The sequence below is a fragment of the Streptomyces akebiae genome (assembly GCF_019599145.1).
GTDB classification, from domain to species: domain Bacteria; phylum Actinomycetota; class Actinomycetes; order Streptomycetales; family Streptomycetaceae; genus Streptomyces; species Streptomyces akebiae.
On record NZ_CP080647.1, the window covers coordinates 9441522 to 9462707 of the forward strand.

At 72.3% G+C, this 21186-nt stretch carries 22 protein-coding genes; 11 read left to right on the top strand and 11 right to left on the bottom strand.

From position 1 onward, the window contains the following. Positions 1 to 75: 75 nt before the first annotated feature. Entirely contained in the window at positions 76 to 492 is a 417-nt protein-coding gene (locus K1J60_RS40930) for a DUF4395 domain-containing protein (RefSeq protein WP_220650630.1), read from the bottom strand. A 75-nt stretch (positions 493 to 567) separates the two neighbouring features. Between K1J60_RS40930 and K1J60_RS40935 the strand changes: the two genes are divergently transcribed. From K1J60_RS40935 to K1J60_RS40950, 4 genes are all read left to right on the top strand, one after another. Further along, complete coding sequence (locus K1J60_RS40935; protein WP_220650631.1) at positions 568 to 981, top strand: thioredoxin family protein; 414 nt, start codon at positions 568 to 570, stop codon at positions 979 to 981. Positions 982 to 1171: 190 nt separating this feature from the next. Continuing rightward, on the top strand, positions 1172 to 1681 hold the full coding sequence (locus K1J60_RS40940; RefSeq protein WP_220650632.1) for a flavin reductase family protein: 510 nt from the start codon (positions 1172 to 1174) through the stop codon (positions 1679 to 1681). A 204-nt stretch (positions 1682 to 1885) separates the two neighbouring features. Then, a complete protein-coding gene (locus K1J60_RS40945; RefSeq protein WP_220650633.1) occupies positions 1886 to 2671 on the top strand; it encodes an electron transfer flavoprotein subunit beta/FixA family protein in 786 nt (261 codons plus the stop codon). Positions 2672 to 2726: 55 nt separating this feature from the next. Next, the gene (locus tag K1J60_RS40950) at positions 2727 to 3689 is read left to right on the top strand and encodes an electron transfer flavoprotein subunit alpha/FixB family protein (RefSeq protein ID WP_220650634.1); all 963 of its coding nucleotides are present in this window, start codon (positions 2727 to 2729) and stop codon (positions 3687 to 3689) included. Between the two features lie 58 nt (positions 3690 to 3747). Here K1J60_RS40950 and K1J60_RS40955 read toward each other — a convergent pair whose 3' ends face one another. Then, positions 3748 to 4635 (bottom strand): endonuclease/exonuclease/phosphatase family protein, encoded by an 888-nt coding sequence (locus tag K1J60_RS40955; RefSeq protein WP_220651935.1) that lies wholly within the window; start codon positions 4633 to 4635, stop codon positions 3748 to 3750. A gap of 217 nt (positions 4636 to 4852) precedes the next feature. Between K1J60_RS40955 and K1J60_RS40960 the strand changes: the two genes are divergently transcribed. Both K1J60_RS40960 and K1J60_RS40965 read left to right on the top strand, forming a co-directional pair. Then, positions 4853 to 6157, top strand: a complete 1305-nt coding sequence (locus K1J60_RS40960) for a DUF6986 family protein (RefSeq protein ID WP_220650635.1) — start codon at positions 4853 to 4855, stop codon at positions 6155 to 6157. Positions 6158 to 6322: 165 nt separating this feature from the next. Beyond that, positions 6323 to 8158 (top strand): serine/threonine-protein kinase, encoded by a 1836-nt coding sequence (locus K1J60_RS40965; RefSeq protein ID WP_220650636.1) that lies wholly within the window; start codon positions 6323 to 6325, stop codon positions 8156 to 8158. A 15-nt stretch (positions 8159 to 8173) separates the two neighbouring features. Here the strand turns inward: K1J60_RS40965 and K1J60_RS40970 are convergent, their stop codons facing one another. Beyond that, positions 8174 to 8953: a hypothetical protein gene (locus K1J60_RS40970; RefSeq protein ID WP_220650637.1), complete on the bottom strand. Its 780-nt coding sequence runs from the start codon at positions 8951 to 8953 to the stop codon at positions 8174 to 8176. A 3-nt stretch (positions 8954 to 8956) separates the two neighbouring features. Then, positions 8957 to 10006: a LacI family DNA-binding transcriptional regulator gene (locus K1J60_RS40975; RefSeq protein ID WP_220650638.1), complete on the bottom strand. Its 1050-nt coding sequence runs from the start codon at positions 10004 to 10006 to the stop codon at positions 8957 to 8959. A 282-nt stretch (positions 10007 to 10288) separates the two neighbouring features. Here K1J60_RS40975 and K1J60_RS40980 point away from each other — a divergent pair, with 282 nt between their 5' ends. The 3 genes from K1J60_RS40980 (at position 10289) to K1J60_RS46985 (ending at position 12806) form a co-directional block, all read left to right on the top strand. After that, positions 10289 to 11221 (top strand): ROK family protein, encoded by a 933-nt coding sequence (locus tag K1J60_RS40980; protein WP_220651936.1) that lies wholly within the window; start codon positions 10289 to 10291, stop codon positions 11219 to 11221. Between the two features lie 123 nt (positions 11222 to 11344). Beyond that, the gene (locus K1J60_RS40985) at positions 11345 to 11590 is read left to right on the top strand and encodes a hypothetical protein (RefSeq protein WP_220650639.1); all 246 of its coding nucleotides are present in this window, start codon (positions 11345 to 11347) and stop codon (positions 11588 to 11590) included. A 169-nt stretch (positions 11591 to 11759) separates the two neighbouring features. Then, on the top strand, positions 11760 to 12806 hold the full coding sequence (locus K1J60_RS46985; RefSeq protein ID WP_220650640.1) for an NUDIX hydrolase: 1047 nt from the start codon (positions 11760 to 11762) through the stop codon (positions 12804 to 12806). Between the two features lie 66 nt (positions 12807 to 12872). Here K1J60_RS46985 and K1J60_RS40995 read toward each other — a convergent pair whose 3' ends face one another. Next, complete coding sequence (locus K1J60_RS40995; protein ID WP_220650641.1) at positions 12873 to 14228, bottom strand: dipeptidase; 1356 nt, start codon at positions 14226 to 14228, stop codon at positions 12873 to 12875. 182 nt (positions 14229 to 14410) lie between these two features. Between K1J60_RS40995 and K1J60_RS41000 the strand changes: the two genes are divergently transcribed. Beyond that, the gene (locus K1J60_RS41000; RefSeq protein ID WP_220650642.1) at positions 14411 to 15616 is read left to right on the top strand and encodes a geranylgeranyl reductase family protein; all 1206 of its coding nucleotides are present in this window, start codon (positions 14411 to 14413) and stop codon (positions 15614 to 15616) included. Positions 15617 to 15653: 37 nt separating this feature from the next. On the opposite strand, the gene K1J60_RS41005 is transcribed toward K1J60_RS41000, so the two are convergent. Next, positions 15654 to 16106 (bottom strand): nitroreductase family deazaflavin-dependent oxidoreductase, encoded by a 453-nt coding sequence (locus K1J60_RS41005; protein ID WP_220650643.1) that lies wholly within the window; start codon positions 16104 to 16106, stop codon positions 15654 to 15656. A 157-nt stretch (positions 16107 to 16263) separates the two neighbouring features. Between K1J60_RS41005 and K1J60_RS41010 the strand changes: the two genes are divergently transcribed. Next, the gene (locus K1J60_RS41010) at positions 16264 to 16968 is read left to right on the top strand and encodes a TetR/AcrR family transcriptional regulator (protein ID WP_220650644.1); all 705 of its coding nucleotides are present in this window, start codon (positions 16264 to 16266) and stop codon (positions 16966 to 16968) included. A gap of 211 nt (positions 16969 to 17179) precedes the next feature. Here the strand turns inward: K1J60_RS41010 and K1J60_RS41015 are convergent, their stop codons facing one another. The 5 genes from K1J60_RS41015 to K1J60_RS41035 form a co-directional block, all read right to left on the bottom strand. After that, positions 17180 to 17503, bottom strand: a complete 324-nt coding sequence (locus tag K1J60_RS41015) for a DUF6332 family protein (protein ID WP_220650645.1) — start codon at positions 17501 to 17503, stop codon at positions 17180 to 17182. A 64-nt stretch (positions 17504 to 17567) separates the two neighbouring features. Beyond that, positions 17568 to 18386 (bottom strand): maleylpyruvate isomerase family mycothiol-dependent enzyme, encoded by an 819-nt coding sequence (locus K1J60_RS41020; protein WP_220650646.1) that lies wholly within the window; start codon positions 18384 to 18386, stop codon positions 17568 to 17570. A 206-nt stretch (positions 18387 to 18592) separates the two neighbouring features. Continuing rightward, on the bottom strand, positions 18593 to 19576 hold the full coding sequence (tgmB, locus tag K1J60_RS41025) for an ATP-grasp ribosomal peptide maturase (protein WP_220650647.1): 984 nt from the start codon (positions 19574 to 19576) through the stop codon (positions 18593 to 18595). A 16-nt stretch (positions 19577 to 19592) separates the two neighbouring features. Next, a complete protein-coding gene (gene tgmA, locus K1J60_RS41030) occupies positions 19593 to 19784 on the bottom strand; it encodes a putative ATP-grasp-modified RiPP (protein WP_033525738.1) in 192 nt (63 codons plus the stop codon). A gap of 179 nt (positions 19785 to 19963) precedes the next feature. Further along, complete coding sequence (locus K1J60_RS41035) at positions 19964 to 21160, bottom strand: MFS transporter (protein ID WP_220650648.1); 1197 nt, start codon at positions 21158 to 21160, stop codon at positions 19964 to 19966. Positions 21161 to 21186 lie beyond the last annotated feature (26 nt).

The window sequence follows — 21186 nt, forward strand, 5'->3', positions numbered from 1 at the left end:
AGTCCTGGTGTCGGCCTGTGGCGAGATTCTCGTCACGTCGGACACACGATCGGCCGTCGGACGTTCACCCGGTCGTCACCGCGCGCGTACGGTCACCCGCCTGAGGAGCAGGTACGTCTCGCATCCCAGGCAGTACCCGAACACCGCGTTCAGGAAGGCCGCGGCGAGGGCCGCGCCGGTCGCGGCCTGCCCCAACCACTCGGGTCCCACCGTGAACCCGGCCAGGCCCACCAGCGCGAAGACCAGCCCGACCCCCTGCGCGAACTGCGGCGGCTGCGGCGCCTCGAACTCCGTCGGGGGCCCGACGCGCGGTCGGACGAGCGCGCGGAAGGCCCAGCCGTACGGCGAACGCCCCACCCCGCCCGCCGCGCCCAGCGCGAACGCCAACGTCTGCCAGGCCAGCAGCCAGGCGCTGCCGGTGATCAGCACGACCGCGAGCACCACGGTCGTCACGGCCGCCCCGAAGCGCGGTCCCCTCACATCGATGTCCATGCGTCAAGCATTCCGCAGGCCAATCCTGATGGGGAGCCGGGAATCTTTGCAGTCTCGTGAACGCTGAACCACGCTGTGACCGGACTTGTGGTGTGTGGGCTGGTGCTCGCGGCGGCGAGCGCCTACGGAGTGCTGCATCGGCGGCGGAGCGGGAGGATCAGGGTGCGCGGGCGGGACGGCGACAAGCGGCTCGGCGCGGCGGACTTGGGGGAGGGGCTCGGGGAACGGGCCACGCTGGTGCAGTTCTCCAGCGCCTTCTGCGCCCCCTGCCGGGCGACCCGCAGGGTGCTCGCGGAAGTGGCCGGAATGATTCCGGGCGTCGCCCATGTGGAGATCGACGCCGAGGAACATCTGGAGCTGGTGCGCCGGTTCGACATCCTCAAGACGCCGACCGTGCTCGTGCTGGACGCGGATGGCCGGATCGTGCGCAGGGCAACCGGGCAGCCGCGCAAGGCGGATGTGATCGCCGCGCTGGGCGAGGCCGTGTGACGCCGCATCTCGGAACGCGCTTGACTGTACGCGTCATCTATCGTCAGCCTGACCTTGTGCCCCGCGAAAACCTTCTCTCCGCGCGCGACGTCGTATCCAGGGAGTTCCTGGTCCGCACGGCCGGTGCGTGTTGTCCGGGACCGTGAGCAGCCACGCACGAGCCCGTCGACCCCAGCAGAAGGAAAGCTCCATGACGGCCACCTCCGGCCTCGGTTCGCCCCAGCTCGCCTCCCCCGACCTCCTGCGGTCCGTCTTCCGTCGTCATGCCGCCGGTGTGGCAGTGATCACGGCCCGGGGAGCCACCGGCCCGGTGGGCTTCACCGCCACCTCGCTCAGCTCGGTCTCCGCCGAGCCCCCGCTGCTCTCGTTCGGCATCGGCACCGGCGCCTCCAGCTGGCCGGTGATCTCCGAGGCGGAGCACGTCGGTGTGCACATACTCGGGGAGCACCAACGGGAGCTGGCGGCCACCTTCGCGCGCAGCGGCGCCGACCGGTTCGGGGCGCCCACCGGATGGCGTAGCGGCCCGGAGGAAGTTCCCGTCCTCGACGACGTGCTCGCCTGGCTGGTCTGCCGGGTGGTGGCGCGCGTCCCGGCCGGCGAGCACCGCGTCGTCCTCGCCGAGGTCGTCGTGGGCGATCCCTCGGGCGCCGGCAGGCCGCTGCTGTATCACCAGGGCCGCTTCAACGGTCTGCGAGACTGAGTCCCGCGCGATTACGCAGGGTTGCCTAACTCACAGTTCAAAGCGCTTGCTTAGCGGGCACGCAATGCGAGATCGTAGATGTCGTACTGGCGAGTAATATTTCGAACGGAGCGCAGGTCGCCCCGATCGGGATCGGCCGCTTCAGGCGCCTATGCTGCCTGGAAGAAGGCAGCCCAGAAATGACGATGCAGTAGGAGAGCCGGCGTGAGCTTGAGGATCGTTGTCACTGTGAAGTACGTGCCCGACGCCACTGGCGACCGGCACTTCGCCGATGACCTGACCGTCGACCGTGACGACGTGGACGGTCTGCTCTCCGAGCTCGACGAGTACGCGGTCGAGCAGGCGCTGCAGATCGCCGACGAGGCCGACGACGCTGAGATCACCGTGCTGACCGTGGGTCCGGAGGACGCCAAGGACGCGCTGCGCAAGGCGCTGTCGATGGGTGCGGACAAGGCGATCCACGTCGAGGACGACGACGTGCACGGCACCGACGCGATCGGTACCTCGCTGGTGCTGGCGAAGGCGATCGAGAAGGCCGGCTACGACCTGGTGATCTCCGGTATGGCGTCCACCGACGGCACGATGGGCGTCGTCCCGGCGCTGCTGGCGGAGCGGCTGGGTGTTCCGCAGGTGACGCTGCTGTCCGAGGTGTCCGTCGAGGACGGTGTGGTCAAGGGCCGCCGTGACGGCGATGCCGCCAGCGAGCAGCTGCAGGCCTCCCTGCCGGCCGTGGTCTCCGTCACCGACCAGTCGGGCGAGGCGCGTTACCCCTCCTTCAAGGGCATCATGGCGGCGAAGAAGAAGCCGGTGCAGTCCTGGGACCTGTCCGACCTGGACATCGAGGCCGAGGAAGTCGGTCTGGAGGGCGCCTGGACGGCTGTGGACTCCGCGGCCGAGCGCCCGGCGCGTACCGCCGGCACGATCGTCAAGGACGAGGGCGAGGGCGGCAAGCAGCTCGCTGAGTTCCTCGCGGGCCAGAAGTTCATCTAAGGCCCCTCTCTCTTACCGCCCCCTCAGACTTCGCAATCCGCAGGAGAGCAATCCCATGGCTGAAGTTCTCGTCTACGTCGATCACGTGGACGGTGCCGTCCGCAAGCCCACCCTGGAGCTGCTGACCCTGGCCCGCCGCATCGGCGAGCCCGTCGCCGTCGCCCTCGGAGGCGGCGCCGCCGACACCGCCGCCACGCTCGCCGAGCACGGCGCGGTCAAGGTCCTCACCCACGACGCCGCCGAGTACGCCGACTACCTGGTCGTGCCGAAGGTCGACGCGCTGCAGGCCGCCGTCGCCGCCGTCTCCCCGGCCGCCGTGCTGGTCCCGTCCTCCGCCGAGGGCAAGGAGATCGCCGCCCGCCTCGCGCTGCGCATCGGCTCCGGCATCATCACCGACGCCATCGACCTCGAAGCCGGTGACGAGGGCCCGGTGGCCACCCAGTCGGTGTTCGCCGCGTCCTTCACCACCAAGTCCCGTGTCTCCAAGGGCACCCCGGTCATCACCGTCAAGCCCAACTCCGCCGCCGTGGAGGCCGCCCCGGCCGCCGGCAGCGTGGAGGCGCTGGAGGTGACGTTCGGTGCGCTGGCCACCGGCACCAAGGTCACCGGCCGCACCCCGCGCGAGTCGACCGGGCGTCCGGAGCTGACCGAGGCCGCGATCGTCGTCTCCGGCGGCCGCGGCGTCAACGGCACCGAGAACTTCGCGATCATCGAGGCGCTCGCCGACTCCCTCGGCGCGGCCGTGGGCGCCTCGCGCGCCGCCGTGGACGCCGGCTGGTACCCGCACACCAACCAGGTCGGCCAGACCGGCAAGAGCGTCTCGCCGCAGCTGTACATCGCCAACGGCATCTCCGGCGCCATCCAGCACCGCGCCGGCATGCAGACCTCGAAGACCATCGTGGCCGTCAACAAGGACGCCGAGGCCCCGATCTTCGACCTGGTCGACTACGGCGTCGTCGGCGACCTCTTCGACGTCGTCCCGCAGCTCACCGAGGAGATCAAGGCCCGCAAGGGCTGAGCCTCCCCGATCCTGCCGAGGCCCCCACGACCGTTCGCGCGGTCGCGGGGGCCTCGGCTCATCCCAGGGTCAACGAGGCCTGCACCGGCAGATGGTCGCTCGGGTACGTCCCCTCCACCGAGAAGGTGTTCATCGCCGCCCAGTGCGTGGTCACCCCGGGCGAGGTGAGGATCCAGTCGATGCGTCTGCCGTCGGGCTTGAGTGCCCGGTAGCCGTGGTACGTCCCGTACGCCTCGGTGCGCGAGGCGGCAGCGTCCCAGGCGTCCACCAGGCCGTTGCCCAGCATCAGGTCGTACACCTTGTTGTCGTGGGCGGCGGCGTTGAAGTCACCGGTGACGACGACCGGCGCCGAGCGGTCCCACCCGGCCATCGTCTCGCCGATCAGCCCCGCCGAGCGCTCCCGGGCGTACTGGCTGACGCTGTCCAGATGCGTGTTCAGGACGTAGAACTCCCGGCCCCCGTCGGCGAGATCGGCGAACTTCACCCAGGTCACCATGCGCAGCCAGTCCGCGCCCCAGGTGTTGGAGGCGATCGTGTACGGGGTGTCGGACAGCCAGAAGTGATCGAACTCGATCGGGTCGAGTCTGCGGGTGTCGTAGAAGATCGCCATGAACTCGTCCTTGCTGCCGCCCCCTCGGCCGGTGCCGATCCAGTCGTAATGGACGCCGAGATCCCTCTCGATCATGCGCAACTGCTGGTAGAGCCCCTCCTGGGTGCCGATGACGTGCGGTCGCTCGCGGCGCAACAGCTCCCGCATGACCGGTCGGCGGACGGTCCAGCGCGGTGTGCTGTCGACGACGGTCGCGAAGCGCACATTGAACGTCATCACGTTCAGTGCGCCCGCGTACTCACCGGCGGACGCCGGCTGTGACGAGCCCGCCGTCGTCAGCAGTGGCACGGCGATGGCGGCGGCCGCCGCGGACCTGAGTCCTTGGCGACGCGTCACTCCGACCTCTCCGACCTCTTTCGGCACGCGATTTCCTCCCCTTGCGAGTCACCATGAAGCTTGCCTACTGATACGGACGAAGACGCCGGATCGGCGGTGACCAGGCGAAGAGCATGGGGAATCCCACGTCCGGAGGGTGTTGACCGGGGTGAAGATCGACAGCTAGCTTCGTTATACGGATTGTTGATTCCGTACTACGGAAAATGGAGGGCATGGAATGGGGCAGGGCCGACAGGAGAACGTGGCGACGACTCTCGCGGGCGCCGTCAGCGAGGAGATCAGCGCCTCCCTCGCCCCCGTCGACGCGGAACTGGACCGTCGCTACCCGGGCGACCCCGGCACCCGCCAGCCCGTGCACACCGTCTACGTCCCCGGCGACGTCTTCGCCGCGGACACCCTGCGCACCTGGGGCGACCGGGCCCTCGCCGCCCTCGACGAGCACGCCCCCGACGCGGCCTCCTTCGCCGCCGTCCTCGGCCTCGGTGACGACCTCGCCGGGCCCGTGTACGACCGCGTCCGCGCCAAACTGGAGCGCGAGCCGATCGAGGACCTCCGCGTCGACTTCGAGGACGGCTACGGGGCCCGCCCCGACGCGGAGGAGGACGAGGCCGCCGCCCGCGCCGCCCGGCTGATCGCCCAGGCGTACGCCGACGGCACGGCCGCCCCGTACATGGGCATCCGCATGAAGTGCATGGAGGCGCCGGTGCGCGACCGGGGCATCCGCACCCTCGACATCTTCCTCACGGGCCTGCTGGCGGCCGGCGGTCTGCCCGACGGGCTGGTCCTGACCCTCCCCAAGGTGACGTACGCCGAGCAGGTCACCGCCATGGTCCGGTTGCTGGAGGCCTTCGAGAAGGCACGCGGCCTGGAGCCCGGCCGGATCGGCTTCGAGATCCAGATCGAGACCAGCCAGTCCATCCTCGCCGCCGACGGCACCGCCACCGTCGCCCGGATGATCGGAGCCGCCGAGGGCCGCGCCACCGGGCTGCACTACGGCACCTTCGACTACAGCGCCTGCCTGGGCGTCTCCGCCGCCCACCAGGCCAGTGACCACCCGGCCGCCGACCACGCCAAGGCGATCATGCAGGTCGCGGCGGCCGGCACGGGCGTACGCGTCTCGGACGGCTCGACCAACGTCCTGCCCGTCGGCCCCACAGCCCAGGTCCACGACGCCTGGCGCCTGCACTACGGCCTCACCCGCCGCGCCCTCGCCCGCGCCTACTACCAGGGCTGGGACATGCACCCCGGCCACATCCCGACCCGCTACGCGGCCGTGTTCGCCTTCTACCGCGAGGGGTACGCACAGGCCGCCGCCCGTCTCTCCCGGTACGCCGACCGCGCGGGCGGCGACGTGATGGACGAGCCCGCGACCGCCAAGGCCCTCGGCGGCTATCTGCTGCGCGGCCTGGACTGCGGTGCCCTCGACATCGACGAGGTCTCCCGGGAGACCGGCCTGACCCGCGCCGACCTGGAGGGCTTCGCGGCGCCGAGGCGGGCGGATCTCACGGTCTCCGGCCCGTAGAGACGGTCTCCGACCCGTAGAGACCGGTAGGGGCTGGTACGGACGGGTGGGTCGGCGGCGGGGTGCGTAGCGGTCCTGTGACAGCCGCCGCCGACGGTCCGGAGCGCCCCCGGCCACCGCTTAGGCTTACGCCATTCATCGGTGTGTCACAGGAGCGAGGCGCGGGTGTCTTCGGGGGCGAACGGACAGACGGACGGTGTCGGGCGGATCCTCGCCGGTCGGTACCGGATCGTGGAGCAGCTCGGGCGCGGCGGCATGGGCGTCGTCTGGCGGGCCGTGGACGAGGTGCTGCACCGTGAGGTCGCCCTCAAGGAGCTGCGCACCTACACGGACGCGGACGCGCCCGAACTGGCCGACCTGGGGCTGCGCATGCAGCGCGAGGCCCGGGCCGCCGCCCGCGTCCGGCACCCCGGAGTCGTCGCCGTGCACGACGTGGCCGAGGTCGACGGGCGCCCGCTGATCGTCATGGAGCTGGTCGACGGCCCGTCCCTGGACGACGTCCTGAGCGACCGGGGCCTGCTCGACCCGAGTGAGGCCGCCGCCATCGGCGCCAAGGTCATGGACGCCCTCGCCGCCGCCCACCGGGTCGGTGTGCTGCACCGCGACGTCAAGCCCGGCAACATCCTCCTGGACCGCTCGGGCCGCGTCGTCCTCACCGACTTCGGCATCGCCACCATGGAGAACCCGGGAGACGGCTCCGCCACCCACCTCACCCGCAGCGGCGAACTCGTCGGCTCCCTCGACTACTTGGCCCCCGAACGCGCCCAGGGCAACGACCCCGGCCCCGCCTCCGACGTCTGGGCCCTCGGCGCCACCCTGTACGCGGCCGTGGAGGGCGCGTCCCCGTTCCGGCGTACGTCCACCTGGTCGACGCTCACCGCGATCGTGACCGACCCGCTGCCCGAACCCGTGCGGGCGGGGCCCCTCGGGCCGGTCCTGCGGCAACTGATGGACAAGCGCCCGGAGTTCCGTCCGGACGCGGACCGGGCCCGCGAACTGCTGGAGGCCGTGGCCTCCGGCGGCGCGCTCGACCCCTCGACGACCGGGACCGCCGGGCCCGCGCCGCAGCCCAGGGCGGAGACCCAACGGAGCGTCCCGTCGGTGCCGCCCGGCTTCGGGCCGCCGACCGCGGGTGCCGCGGCGGCCGGGACGGGCGCGGGATTCGGTTCGACCGGGCCGACCCCGGGCTTCGGGCCCGCGCAACCCCTCGCCGGGCCCGGTACGGGGGCCTCCCCGGGGGTCGCGGGCCCCGTCGCGGGCGCGCCCGTGCCCCCGTCGGGACCCGTCACCACCGTCTCCTCGACCGGAGGCCGTCCGCGCAAGGGCCGTGCCCTGCTCGCCGCCCTGGCCGTCACCGTCGTGCTCGCGGCCACAGGCGTCACGGTGGCACTGCTGAACGGGGACGACGGCAAGGAGACGGGCGCCCGGCCCTCCACCGACACGTCGAACAGCGGCACCCCCTCCCCGGGCCGCAGCCGGGGCACGGTCGACCTCACCGACGACTCGGTCTCCGAGGGGAAGGACGAGAAGGACGACACGAACTCCGCGAGCCCCGGCGAGAAGAGCGAGAAGGACGACGGGAAGGAACCCGAGGCGTCCGCCTCGCCGTCGAAGAACGCGAGCGGCGGCACCACCGGCGGCGGCACGGGAGGCTCCGACACCTCGGGCGGTACCACCACCGGCGGCGGGAGCACGACCGGCGGCGGGACGACCGAGGAACCGGTCTGCCACTCCATCGGCGGCGGCAAGTACAACTGCACCGTCTGGACCACCGCCAAGTCCTACACGGCCGCCGGAACCGAGGTCGGCGTCCTCAATCAGGGCACCAACTACTTCTACTGCCAGGCGAACCTGGGCCGCCGTGAGACCTCCGGCGAGTGGACCAACGTCTGGTGGGCCAAGACCGACGACGACAGCGGCAACACCGACGTCTACGTCAGCGACGTCTACATCCAGGGCGGCGACAACGACGCCCCGGTGCCCGGCCTGCCCGTCTGCTGAGGCCGAGGCCCGGCGTCACGGCCTGCCCCGGGCCCCCGGATGCGGCCGTACGTACTGCTCCAGACCCGACACCGTCGTCCACCTCCGCTCGGCGAACAACTCCCTGCCCCGGGCGCACAGTTCACGGTCGCCGCGCGCCCGGGCGGAGAACTCGTCGGGGGTGGTGCCGAACAGTTCGCGCAACTCCACGGACGAGGCGAGTAGTTCGGTGAGCAGCGGGCGCTGACGGCCGGGGTGCGGGCGAGGGTCCGGGCCGCCGTCGCGCAGCACGCCCCAGCGGTTGACGTAGATCCAGGCGTGGTCGAGGACCTGGCCCGACTCCAGCTCGACACGGAAGTCGGCGGCGGGCAGGACGGCCCGCTGGAAGTTGCCGGTCGGCGAGTCGACGCCCTCGCTGGCGTCGACCACGGCGAGCTGGGCCTCGTCGAGCCAGGTGAGGAACAGGTCGGCGGTGGAGCCGGGGGAGTGGTACGGCGACGCCGAGAGGTAGCCCAACAGGCTCACGTGGGCGGAGATCCCGATCCCGATGCCCGTGACCCTGGCCCGGACCATGGGGATCCGGCACTCCACGCCGCGCTCCGCCATCTTGTGGACGAGCTGTGCCGGGCAGGCGTTGGAGCCGACGGAGAGCACGGGCAGCCGGTCCTCGAAGACGAGCGTGTCCAGCGGCAGCATCCGGTTGCCGTCCAGGAGCACGGACTCGGGCGGCCACGCGCCGGGGTAGCTCAGCGGGTCCTCGCGCGGCGCCACGGCGAGGCCGAGCGCTTCGAGGGTACGGGGGTCGGGGGCGTCCAAGGGTCAGTCCGCCGGTGGGAGTTCGCCCGAGCCGCGGGCGATCAGCCGGGTCGGCAGCTCGATGCGCTCGGGGGTCACGAGGGAGCCGTCCAACTGCTGGAAGAGGCGTTCGGCGGCGGTACGGCCGAGCCGGGCGGGGTCCTGGGCGACGACGGTGATGCCCGGCCGGAGCAGATCGGCCAGCTCGAAGTCGTCGAAGCCGACGAGGGCCACCGGACGGGTGTGCCCGGCGAGGACCCGGACGACCGTGACCGTCACCCTGTTGTTGCCCGCGAAGACCGCCGTGACGGGCGATGGGCCCGACAGCATGTCCTCGGCCGCCCTGCGGACCCGCTCCGGGTCGGTGACGCCCAGCGACATCCACGCGTCCTCGACGGGTATGCCCGCGTCCTCCAGGGCCGCCCGGTAGCCGCGCAGCCGCTCGGCTGCGGTGTGGATGCGGGGCATGTCGCCGATGAAACCGATGCGGCGGTGGCCGTGGGCGATGAGGTGGGCGACGCCGTCACGGGCCCCGCCGAAGCTGTCGGAGAGCACCACGTCGGCGTCGATCCGCCCGGCCGGACGGTCCACGAACACCGTGGCGACCCCCGCCCTGATCTCGGGCTCCAGATACCGGTGGTCGTCACCGGCCGGAATGATCACGAGCCCGTCCACCCGGCGCGCGCACAGGGCCAGCGCCAACTCCTGCTCGCGGTCCGGGTCCTCCGCGCTGGACCCGTTGATCAACAGCGAGCCGTGTGCGCGGGACACCTCCTCCACCGCCCGGCTGAGCGGGCCGTAGAACGGGTCCGCGAGGTCCTCCAGGACGAGGCCGATGCTGGCGGTGCGGCCCTTGCGCAGCACCCGCGCGCTGTCGTTGCGCCGGAAGCCGAGCGCCTCGATCGCCTCCTGGACCCTGCGCTCGGTGTCGGGGGTGACGCCGGCCTCGCCGTTCACCACCCGGGAGACCGTCTTCAGACCCACCCCGGCCCGGGCCGCGACGTCCTTCATCGTGGGACGGTTGCCGTAGCGGTTCTCGGGGCGGCGGGCGAAGCCGGCTGCGGTGTCGGGCACTGGGCGCTGTCCTGTCCTGTCGGTCACGGGTGCGGTCGCGGTGCGGGTGGGGCGGTGGGCGCGGCGGGTGGGTGCCGTGGGGAAATGGTGCGGCTGTTGAGGATGTGTCGTCGAGCATAGAGCCTGGACAACGTTGTCACGGCCGGGGGAGACTGTCTATCGCATTCTCTGGCCGGCGCCCCCCACCAGGCGAGCGTCGTGCTGCCGGTTTCCGGCCGGAGATCCGGGGGTCGCTGGATCCGGGCGCCCGGTAGGAGACTCGCAGTGGGAGAACTGACACTGATGCAGACCGACCTCGTGGCCGCGCTCGACATAGGCGGCACCAAGATCGCCGGGGCGCTGGTGGACGGCCACGGCCGGATCCTGGTGCGCGCGCAGCGCCCGACGCCCGCGCGGGAGGACGGCGACACCGTGATGCGGGCCGTCGAGGAGGTGTTCGGCGAACTGACCGCCGACCCGCTGTGGAGCGGGGCCGCGGCCGTCGGGATCGGCAGCGCCGGGCCGGTGGACGCCTCCGCCGGAACGGTGAGCCCCGTGAACATCCACGGCTGGCGAGGCTTCCCCCTCGTCGAGCGGGTCCGGGCCGTGACCGGCGGGCTGCCCGTCGAACTGATCGGCGACGGCGCGGCCATCACGGCGGCCGAGCACTGGCAGGGCGCCGCGCGCGGCCATGACAACGCGCTGTGCATGGTTGTGTCGACGGGCGTCGGCGGTGGTCTCGTCCTCGGCGGGAAGCTGCACACGGGGCCCACCGGGAACGCCGGCCACATCGGACACATCAGCGTCGACCTCGACGGAGACGCGTGTCCGTGCGGCGCCCGCGGCTGTGTCGAGCGCATCGCCAGCGGGCCCAACATCGCCCGCCGTGCCCTGGAGAACGGCTGGCGGCCCGGGCCCGACGGCGACACCTCCGCCGCTGCGGTCGCCGTCGCCGCGCGGGCCGGCGACCCGTTCGCCGTGGCCTCCTTCGAGCGCGCCGCGCAGGCCCTCGCCGCCGGGATCGCGGCGACCGCCACCCTCGTCGAGATCGACCTCGCGGTCATCGGCGGCGGCGTCGCGAACGCCGGCGACGTCCTCTTCGCCCCTCTGCGCACCGCCCTGAAGGACTACGCCACGCTCTCCTTCGTCCAGGACCTGACCGTCACCCCCGCCGTGATGGGGACCGACGCGGGCCTGGTCGGCGCGGCCGCGGCGGCGCTGACGGGGCGGCGGTGACGGGCCGGCGGTGCGGGCGGGGGCCGGGGGAGCGATCCTGAGCCGGTGTGTCCTGTCACGGAGGCGGTACGCGAGGTGAAAACCGGCCGTGACCCCTCGGGGGCTTCCGCAGTTGAGCGGGGCATGAAGAAGCGCAGCATGCTCGCCATCGCCTCCCTCGCCACCGGTTTCGTCGTCGCGGCCATCACGCCGTCGCACGGTCTCGAAACCGCCGACGCGACCGGGAAGACCGACGCACTGAGCAAACTGGACGTCGAGGGCACGCTCGGCGAGGTCGGCAAGACGGTCGCCAGCGACAGCCTGACGGTCGACGAGGACGCCCTGGGAGGCCAGGCGGACCAGGAGGGCAAGGGCGGCAAGGAAGGCTGACGGCCTGGTGGACGGAGGCGGACGCTCGTCCGCCTCCCCACGTATCGCGCACGGCGGGTCCCCTCCGGTCGGGGGCCCGCCGTCGTCGTATTTCGGCTCCTCATCAGCGGCTGGTTTCCGTGGCGGAGTGGAGGGCAAGCCTCAGGGGGCCAACAGAAGAGGGGGAACCGTGATCGTCTGGATCAACGGTGCGTTCGGTGCGGGGAAGACCACCACCGCACGGGAACTGATCGAACTGATCCCGAACAGCACGCTCTTCGACCCCGAGGTCATCGGCGGCGCACTGACACACATGCTGCCGGCCAAACGCCTCGCCGAGGTCGGCGACTTCCAGGACCTGCCGAGCTGGCGACGGCTGGTGGTCGACACCGCCGCCGCGCTGCTCGCCGAGCTGGGCGGCACCCTCGTGGTCCCCATGACCCTGCTCCGCCAGGAGTACCGCGACGAGATCTTCGGCGGCCTGGCCGCCCGCCGCATTCCTGTCCGGCATCTGCTCCTGGCCCCGGCCGAAACGATACTGCGGGAGCGAATAGCCGGGCGCGAGATTCCGCCTGACCTCCCCGACGGCGAGATGCGGCTGCGTCAATGGGCGTACGACCACATCGCGCCGTACCGGGCCGCGCTGAGCGGCTGGCTCACCACCGATGCCCATCTCGTCGACACCGGCGCCCTCACCCCGTACGAGACCGCGCGGCGCATCGCCGACGCCGTGGCCACCGACGGCGTACCCGTGTGCGACATCGTGCAGACCCCCGAACCGACCGCCGAGACGGTCGCCGCGGGGGTCCTGTTGTTCGACGAGGAGGACCGGGTCCTGCTCGTCGATCCGACCTACAAGGCCGGGTGGGAGTTCCCCGGAGGGGTGGTGGAGGCCGGGGAGGCGCCGGCGCGGGCGGGTGTGCGGGAGGTTCTGGAGGAGACCGGGATACGGCTCGGCGAGGTGCCCCGGCTGCTGGTCGTCGACTGGGAGGCGCCGGCGGCGCCGAGGTACGGCGGGCTGCGGCTGCTGTTCGACGGGGGCCGGCTGGACGTCACCGGGGCGCAGCGGCCGGTGCTGCCCGGGCCCGAGCTGCGTGACTGGAGGTTCGTCACGGAGGAGGAGGCGGCGGATCTGCTGCCGCCGGTGCGGTACGAGCGGTTGCGGTGGGCGCTGCGGGCTCGTGAGCGGGGCGCCGCCCTGTACCTGGAGGCCGGCGTTCCCGTCCCGCGCCCCTGAGCGACGCGGGGCCCCGCGGCCCCGATGAGCGGGGGACGCGGAGCCGCACCGGTGTGAAGTGGTCGTTCAGTTCCTCGCGTAGTTGTCGAGGAACAGGGCCTCCGTCACGGACATGCGCTCCAGTTCCTCCGGGGACACGCTCTCGTTGACCGCGTGGATCCGGGCCTCCGGTTCGCTGAGGCCGATGAGGAGGATCTCGGCGTCGGGGTAGAGGGCGGCGAGGGCGTTGCAGAGGGGGATGGAGCCGCCGTGGCCCGCGTACTGCATCTCCTGGCCCGGGTACGCGACGGCCATCGCCGCCGCCATCGCCTCGTACGCCGGGCTGGAGGTGTCCGCGCGGAACGCCTGGCCGTGGCCGATGAGTTCGCAGCTCACCCCGGCGCCCCACGGGGTGTGGGACACCAGGTGGGTTTCGAGCAGCTTGATCGCCTGCTGGACGTCCACGCCCGGCGGGACGCGCAGGCCGATCAGGGCGCGGGCGCTCGCCTGGATCGACGGGGTCGCGCCGACCACGGGCGGGGCGTCGATGCCCAGCACGGTGGCGGCGGGGCGGGCCCAGATCCGGTCGGCGACCGTGTCGGCGCCGACCAGTTCCACACCGTCGAGCACCTTGGCGTCCTCGCGGAACTGGGTCTCCGTGTACTGCAGGCCGTCCCAGGTCCCGTCGCTCGCGAGTCCGTCCACGGTCGTCGTGCCGTCTTCGGCGCGCAGGGAGTCCAGGACGCGGATCAGCGCGGCCAGCGCGTCGGGGGCCGCGCCGCCGAACTGTCCCGAGTGCAGATTGCCTTCGAGGGCGTCGACGCGCACCCGCATGAGGATCATGCCGCGCAGGGAGGAGGTGACCGTCGGCAGGCCCACGCGGAAGTTGCCCGCGTCGCCGATGACGACGGTGTCGGCGGCGAGCAGTTCGGGGTGCGCCTCGGCGTACTGCTGGAGGCCGCCGGTGCCCATCTCCTCGGAGCCCTCGACGATCACCTTCACGGTGACCGGCACCCCGCCGCCCGCCTTCAGGGCCCGCAGCGCCAGCAGGTGCATGATCACGCCGCCCTTGCAGTCGGCGGCGCCCCGCCCGTACCAGCGGCCGTCGCGCTCGGTCAGCTCGAACGGCGGCGACACCCAGGCGGCCTCGTCGAGCGGCGGCTGCACGTCGTAGTGGGCGTAGAGGAGGACCGTCTTCGAGCCCTCGGGGCCCGGGAGGCAGCCGTACACGGACTGGGTGCCGTCCGGGGTGTCCAGCAGGGCCACGTCCTCGAAGCCCTCGGCGCGCAGTGCGTCGGCCACCCAGCGCGCGGCGCCCTCGCTCTCGCTCCTCGGGAACTGGTCGAAGTCCGCCACCGACTTGAAGGCCACCAGTTCGGTGAGCTCCTGCTTCGCCCGGGGAATCAGTGAGGCGACGGTCTCGGCGACCGGGTTCGACGGCATGGGCACGCTCCTGGTGGGTGCGACGTTGTCCTTCTGGGTACGGGGCCGCACACGCTCCTGCCCGGTGTGTCGGTGTAGGGCGCATGCGCTGCCGATCCTCCCACAGCGGCTCTGGGCGTCACCCGCCGTAGGATGCGTGGGACAGGTGCGGCAGGCGGCTGGATCGGGAGCAGTAGACCATCGTGAGCAGCGAGAACTCTTCGGCGGACGACGTGCAGCGGGTGTGGGACGTCGTCGTGGTGGGCGCGGGCCCCGCAGGGGCTTCGGCCGCCTACGCGGCGGCGGTCGCGGGACGCAGCGTCCTGTTGCTGGAGAAGGCGGAGCTGCCGCGCTACAAGACGTGCGGCGGCGGCATCATCGGCCCCTCGCGCGACGCGCTGCCGCCCGGCTTCGAACTGCCCTTCAAGGACCGGGTGCACGCCGTCACCTTCTCCCTCGACGGCCGCTACGCCCGCACGCGCAAGTCGAAACAGATGCTGTTCGGGCTGATCAACCGGCCCGAGTTCGACCAGCAACTCGTGGAGCACGCCCAGAAGGCGGGCGCCGAACTGCGGACGGGTGTCACGGTCACCCGCGTCGAGCAGCACGGCTCGGCGGTGCCCGACCGGCGTACGGTCGCCGTCGTCCTCCAGGGCGGCGAGACCCTGCTCGCGCGGGCCGTCGTCGGCGCGGACGGAAGTGCCAGCCGCATAGGGGCACATGTCGGGGTGAAGCTCGAACAGGTCGACCTCGGCCTGGAGGCGGAGATCCCCGTTCCGGAGACGGTCGCCGAGGACTGGAAGGGGCGCGTCCTCATCGACTGGGGCCCGATGCCCGGCAGTTACGGGTGGGTGTTCCCCAAGGGCGACACCCTGACCGTCGGTGTGATCTCCGCGCGCGGTGAAGGCGCCGCCACCAAGCGGTATCTGGAGGACTTCATCGGGCGGCTCGGCCTCGCCGGCTTCGAACCGAGCGTCTCCTCAGGGCACTTGACGCGCTGCCGAGCCGACGACTCGCCGCTCTCGCGGGGCCGGGTGCTGGTCTGTGGGGACGCGGCGGGACTGTTGGAGCCGTGGACCCGGGAGGGCATCTCCTTCGCGCTGCGCTCGGGACGGCTCGCGGGGGAGTGGGCGGTGCGGATCGCCGAGGCGCACGACGCGGTGGACACCCGCCGCCAGGCCCTGAACTACGCGTTCGCCGTGAAGGCGGGGCTCGGCGTCGAGATGAGCGTCGGCAAGCGGCTGCTGATCGCCTTCGAGCGGCGGCCGGGGCTCTTCCACGCCGCGCTCACCGGATTCCGGCCCGCCTGGCGGGCCTTCGTGGACATCACGCGCGGGTCGACCTCCCTGGGGGAGATCGTCCGCAGCCACCCGATCGCCCAGCGCGCGCTGACCGCGTTCGACAAGTAGGCCGCGCCTACGCCCGCGCCGCCGGCGCCCCGGCCGGTCACCGCTGGACGGTGATCCTGAAGACGGGGTGCTTCGGCGCGGCGGCGAGCAGTTCCGCGTCGGTGGAGTCGGCGGTGATGTCCCCGAAGAACCGGCCCACTTCCCAGCCCCACTTCTTCAGGTAGGTGCGCAACACGGCGGGCTTCTCCTCGTCGGGCAGCTCGACCGCGGTGAACTCCTGCACCCGGCGGCCCACCTGGAGCCGTCCACCGCCCGCCGCCCGCATGTTGCGGACCCACTCGGAGTGGCCGCGCGCCGAGACGAGGTAGGGGCCGCCCTCGTACGGCAGCGGGTTGACCGGCAGCCGACGCCACTCGCCGCTCCGGCGGCCGCGCACCGAGAGTTCGGCCGTGCCGAGAAGGCTGATGCCGTGGCGTGCGAGCCAGCCGATGAAGCCGTTGAGAGCGCGGTCTACGGGGTTGGCCTTGATGTAGTGGGACGACGAGGACATGGGTTCCTCCCGTGGGTGGGGGAGCAGGTCTCTGAGCGATCCGCTTCAGAGAGCACTGCTCTCGCTTGAGAGCAGTGTGCACATGCTCGGCGCTTCATTGCAAGAGCAGTGCTCTCGTTTGCGTGCAGTGCTCTTGTTCTGTGGCACACTGCTGCCCATGAGCACAGCACGAGGCGTCCGTGCCCGCGCCCGGATCGAGGTCACCGCCGCCATCAAGGACGAGGCGCGCAGACAGCTCGCCGCCGAGGGCGCCGCCAAGCTGTCGCTGCGGGCCGTCGCGCGTGAGCTCGGCATGGTCTCCTCCGCGCTGTACCGCTACTTCCCGAGCCGTGACGAGCTGCTCACCGCGCTGATCATCGACGCCTACGACTCGCTGGGCGAGGCGGCCGAGGCCGCGCTTGTGAGGGCCGCCGGAGAGAGTCCGGCCGGGCAGTGGGTCGCGGTGTGCGAGGGGATGCGGGAGTGGGCGTTGGGCCGGCCGCACGAGTACGAGTTGATCTACGGTTCGCCCGTGCCGGGGTACACCGCGCCCGACGCGACGGTCCCGGCCGCCTCCCGGGTGGGACAGGTGCTCATCCGGATCATGCGGGACGCCCATCAGGCCGGCGGGGTGGCCGGGCGAGAGCTGCCGGCCGAGCTGCGGTCCGAGGCGCGGCGGATGGCCGAGGACTTCGCGCCCGATCTGCCGCCGGAGGTGGTCGCGGGACTGGTCGCGGCGTGGGCCCAGCTGTTCGGCCTGGTCAACTTCGAGGTGTTCGGGCAGTTCAACAAGGTGGTCGAGAACCGCGAGGCGTTCTTCCGCGACGCGGCGCACGGGCTCGCGCGCCACGTGGGACTGGCGGGCGTACGTCGCGCGGAGTAACGATCGAGACGACCGCGACGAACACCACCGCGGTGGCGGTGGCCGCGAGGGGGCCGAGCAGGTTCCACCGGCCACGCGGGGAGCCGACGACGTTCGGCAGGAACTCGGTCACGCCGAAGTGGGCCGCGCCCGCCGACACCGCCCCCGCGAAGGGAGCGGGACGCGATGACGACGGAGATCGGGTCCGCTGCGCCCAACTCGTCGTCCTGGCCTACGAGTCCGGGCTGGTGCGTCCGGGCTGGCTGGGCTGAGCCGCGCCCGGCCCGCCGGGCGGCGCGGGAACCCGCCGACCCGCTTGTACGGCGCGCCTGAAACGGGTCAGCACGATCGAGACGACCGCGACGAACACCACCGCGGTGGCGGTGGCCGCGAGGGGGCCGAGCAGGTTCCACCGGCCACGCAGGGAGCCGACGACGTTCGGCAGGAACTCGGTCACGCCGAAGTAGGCCGCGCCCGCCGACACCGCCCCCGCGAAGAGAGCGAACCCGATCTCCGTCGTCATCGCGTCCCGCTCTGCCTGCGTCCGTCTCCCCATGGACCGAGTGTGGGGGGTGGCGGGCGTACCGGACAAGAAGGGCGGCGCGCCCGCCGGGTCCGTTTCAGCCGATGCCCGACGTCTCCCGCCACAGCCCGGCGAGCGCGGGGTCGCCGGTGACGGCCGGGAAGGGGAGCCGGTTCCACAGGGCCAGGTACAGCCGGGACGCCGGGCCCGTGATCTCGCAGTCGGCGTCCAGGGGCCGCGCCGCGTCCGCGCGTTCCGCCGCCGGCGGTTCGGACGACAGCCGTACGGTCCAGACGGCGTCCGTGTCGGTCGCGCGCACCCGGAGGACACGTGGCGTCCCGGTGCGCACCCGGCTCCTGGGGCGGGCGTGGAAGCCGAGCAGCAGTTCGTCGATGCCGTCGACGGCGAACTCCGCGGTGAGGTTCATGGCGAAGTCCGTTGCGGGGTCCACGGCGTGGTCCTTGACGGCGTCCATGCCGGGCTCCATGCCGCCTGGAGCGCCTGGCGCGTCGCCGAGCGCGGACTCCGCGTCGACACGGTGCACGGTCGTCTCGTGGGCCTGGCGGCGCGCCCAGAAGGCCAGCGGGGAAGGGGCGGGCAGAAAGGTCCAGCAGTCGAGGTCGGCGGGGGCGGCGCGCAGGGTGTCGAGGAGACGCCGGTGACCGTCCTCGAACCAGGACAGCAGAGCGTCACCGTCCCGTTCTGCCGGGCCGTTCGTGAGGGGACGGGGAGAGGGGTGTCCCTCGGCGACGAAGGCCGTGGCCCAGCGGTGCACCGCCCCCGTGTGGCGCAGCAGGTCCCGTACCCGCCACGACGGGCAGGTCGGCACCTCGGCGTCCGTACCGGCCTTCCGGGCGGCGGCGGTGAGCAGCCGGCCCTCCTCGTCCAGGGCTCTGATGTGCTCAGCGGTCTCCATGGGAGGAGTCTGCCGGACGAAGCACGCTGGGTCGCCTGTCCGAGCTGACGCGCCTGCCGGGCCAGGGTCGCCCGTCCGAGTGGCGCGCCCGCCCGGCCGGAGCGCCCGCACGAGCCGACGCGGTTGCCCCGTGGGACGCCCGGCGCACCCCGAGCGCCCGACCAGGCCGGGCGGGCGCTCGGGGTGCGCCGGAGTCGCCGGTCGTGTCAGGGGGTCGCGCGGATCCGGTCGTGGCGGCGCGTTCCCGCCCCCGGTCCCTCCTCGGCCAGCCATTCGGCGACGCTGTGGGCGATCGGCTGCCCGGTGTCCATCTCCACGAACCCGAACTGGCCGGACTGGTTGCACTCCAGGAACCACCAGATCCCGTCCGCGTCCTCAGCGAAGTCGAAGGCCCCGTAGGAGAGTTCGGCGTCCCGGAGATAGGCGCGCACGGCGGCGGCGGTGCGTTCCGGCACCTCCACCGGCTGCCAGGGCGCGGTGGAGGGGGCGAAGCGGACGTCGACCTCGTCGGGGTGCGCGTCCGGTGCGACCGCCTTGCGGGCGGCCAGCATGCGGTCACCGACGGCGGTGAGCCGGATGTCCGCCGTCTTGGCGATCCGGCGCTGCAGCAGGGTCGGCCCGAACGCCACGGCGGTGAAGTCGGTGCCGGGCGCGACACGGCTCGTGGGGACCGTGCGGGCCGGGTCCTGCGGGTGGGTTCCGGAGACGGGCTTCACCACCAGGTCCGGGAAGCGCTCGGCGAAGTCGCGGGCGGCCTGCGGGAACGTGGTGATGAGCGTGGCCGGTACGGGGAGCCCGCAGCGTTGGGCGTGCCGGAGCTGCCACGGCTTGTGGCGGGCCCGCCGGGCCGCGTCGGGGTCGTTCATCCAGCGGGCCCCCGTCCCGCGCAGCATGCCGTACAGGGCCTGCGAGGACTCCTCGGTCAGCCAGGCGGACGGCTCACCCACCCGGCTCGCCGGGACCCCCGGCCGGCGCAGCCAGATGGAGCGCAGTCCGCTCATGCTCACCAGGCGCCCGCCGGCGGACAGATGCCCGCGGAAGACGCCGTGCACGTACTCGCCGGAGAGAGCCACCCCGCCGGGGAGGTCGGCGGGATCGAGGCGGACCACCGGGACGCCGGTCCTGTTCAGTTGTGCCACCACCAGGTCCGCCGTCACATCCTGTTCGCAGGTGAGGATCAGCACCGTCATCGTCGCCGGTCCGCTTTCAGTCGTCGAAATGGGTCTTCGAACCCGCGGTGGACGTCGTCGCCCCCAATTCCCGCATAAGGCCCTGGTCGTGAGCGGCTATCCGCCCATCGGCGAGCACGTTCAACTGCAGCCCGGAGTCGTAGGTGTACGGAGCGCTGAACTCCAACTGCTCAGCGGAGCGAGCGTAGTTGAGCACGAACAGTCGCATCGTTTCTCCTTGTTCGGGACCATCCGGAAAAGCGGATGGTGACGCTCCGGCCGTCCTCTGTTCGGCCGGGTCGCAGTGTCTCCAGGGAGTTATACGAATCGAACGACTGAATGGTTGCCTCATGTTCTCGGAGGGCTGACTTCATGCACCGCGAGGGGTCAAGAGGCAACGGTGAGTGGTCATTTGGCGGCCGAGTGGCGGGTGGCGAAGGCGATGACGGAGGCGAACGCGGCGAGTACCGCGACGCTGGTGAGCGCGGTGGGCAGGGAGAACCACTCGGCCATGAAGCCGATCGCGGGCGGGCCGAGGAGCATGCCGAGATAGCCGAGCGTGGAGGCGGTCGCGACACCGCTCGGGCCGGCCAGGGCGCCGGCCCGTTCGATGGCCACCGGGAAGATGTTGGCGAGGCCCAGACCGGTGATCGCGAAGCCGAGCAGGGTCGCCGGAACCGAGGGGGCGAGCGAGCCGAGCAGCATGCCGGCCGTCGCGGTGCTCCCGCCGGCCACGAGCACCGTGGTCCTGCCCAGGCGTTCGAGCAGGGTCGTCCCGGTCAGACGGCCGACCGTCATGGCGAGTGCGAAACACGAGTAACCGATCGCCGCGACACCGGGCGAGGCGTCGAGGTCCGCCTCCAGGTGCAGGGCGCCCCAGTCGGCCAGCGCCCCCTCGCCGTACGCCGTGCAGCCGGCGATCAGGCCGAGGACGACCACCAGGGCGCGCGTACGGCTGTCCAGTCGGCCGGGGCCCCGTGGGCCGCTCTCCCGGGCCGGCTCCCCGGGGGTGTGGTCGAGGGGTGCCGGGGGCTCGTGGCGCAGCAGGGTGGGCGCGGCGGCGGCGGTCACCAGGAGGCCGATCAGGGTGATGCCGAGCAGGTGGCGGGTCGGGGAGAGCGAGCCCGCGACGAGGCTGCCGAGCCCGGCCCCGACCATGCCGCCGAGGCTGAACGCGGCGTGGAAGCCGGGCATGACGGGCCGCCCCAGCGCGGCCACCAGATCCACGGCCGCGCTGTTGAAGGCGACGTTGATCCCGCCGAAGGCCGCGCCGAACACCAGGAGCACCGCGCCCAGGGCGAGTGCCGAGTGCGTGAGCGGTGGCAGGGCCACGCTGAGGGACAGCAGCACGGCGCAGGCGACCGTCACCGGGTGGCTGCCGAAGCGGCGGCAGAGGCGGCCGGTGAGCATCATCGTGATCACCGCTCCGGCGGACACGCCCAGCAGGGCGAGCCCCAGGGCGCCGGGCGACGCGCCGGTCTGCTCCTTGATCGCGGGGATTCTGACCACCCAGCCGGCGAAGACGAAGCCGTCGAAGGCGAAGAAGGCGGTGATGGCGACACGAAGGGATCGAAGCTGCGAGGGGTCGGTGGGGCGTCCCGGCACGGCGTTGTGCGATCGGGTTTTGTTTA

Bases quoted from the DNA above. Each gene is read 5' to 3' on its own strand.
- K1J60_RS40930 (WP_220650630.1), bottom strand. From the start codon at position 492: ATGGACATCGATGTGAGGGGACCGCGCTTCGGGGCGGCCGTGACGACC.
- K1J60_RS40940 (WP_220650632.1), top strand. From the start codon at position 1,172: ATGACGGCCACCTCCGGCCTCGGTTCGCCCCAGCTCGCCTCCCCCGAC.
- K1J60_RS40950 (WP_220650634.1), top strand. From the start codon at position 2,727: ATGGCTGAAGTTCTCGTCTACGTCGATCACGTGGACGGTGCCGTCCGC.
- K1J60_RS40960 (WP_220650635.1), top strand. From the start codon at position 4,853: ATGGGGCAGGGCCGACAGGAGAACGTGGCGACGACTCTCGCGGGCGCC.
- K1J60_RS40980 (WP_220651936.1), top strand. From the start codon at position 10,289: ATGCAGACCGACCTCGTGGCCGCGCTCGACATAGGCGGCACCAAGATC.
- K1J60_RS40985 (WP_220650639.1), top strand. From the start codon at position 11,345: ATGAAGAAGCGCAGCATGCTCGCCATCGCCTCCCTCGCCACCGGTTTC.
- K1J60_RS40995 (WP_220650641.1), bottom strand. From the start codon at position 14,228: ATGCCGTCGAACCCGGTCGCCGAGACCGTCGCCTCACTGATTCCCCGG.
- K1J60_RS41005 (WP_220650643.1), bottom strand. From the start codon at position 16,106: ATGTCCTCGTCGTCCCACTACATCAAGGCCAACCCCGTAGACCGCGCT.
- K1J60_RS41010 (WP_220650644.1), top strand. From the start codon at position 16,264: ATGAGCACAGCACGAGGCGTCCGTGCCCGCGCCCGGATCGAGGTCACC.
- K1J60_RS41015 (WP_220650645.1), bottom strand. From the start codon at position 17,503: ATGGGGAGACGGACGCAGGCAGAGCGGGACGCGATGACGACGGAGATC.
- K1J60_RS41020 (WP_220650646.1), bottom strand. From the start codon at position 18,386: ATGGAGACCGCTGAGCACATCAGAGCCCTGGACGAGGAGGGCCGGCTG.
- tgmB (WP_220650647.1), bottom strand. From the start codon at position 19,576: ATGACGGTGCTGATCCTCACCTGCGAACAGGATGTGACGGCGGACCTG.
- tgmA (WP_033525738.1), bottom strand. From the start codon at position 19,784: ATGCGACTGTTCGTGCTCAACTACGCTCGCTCCGCTGAGCAGTTGGAG.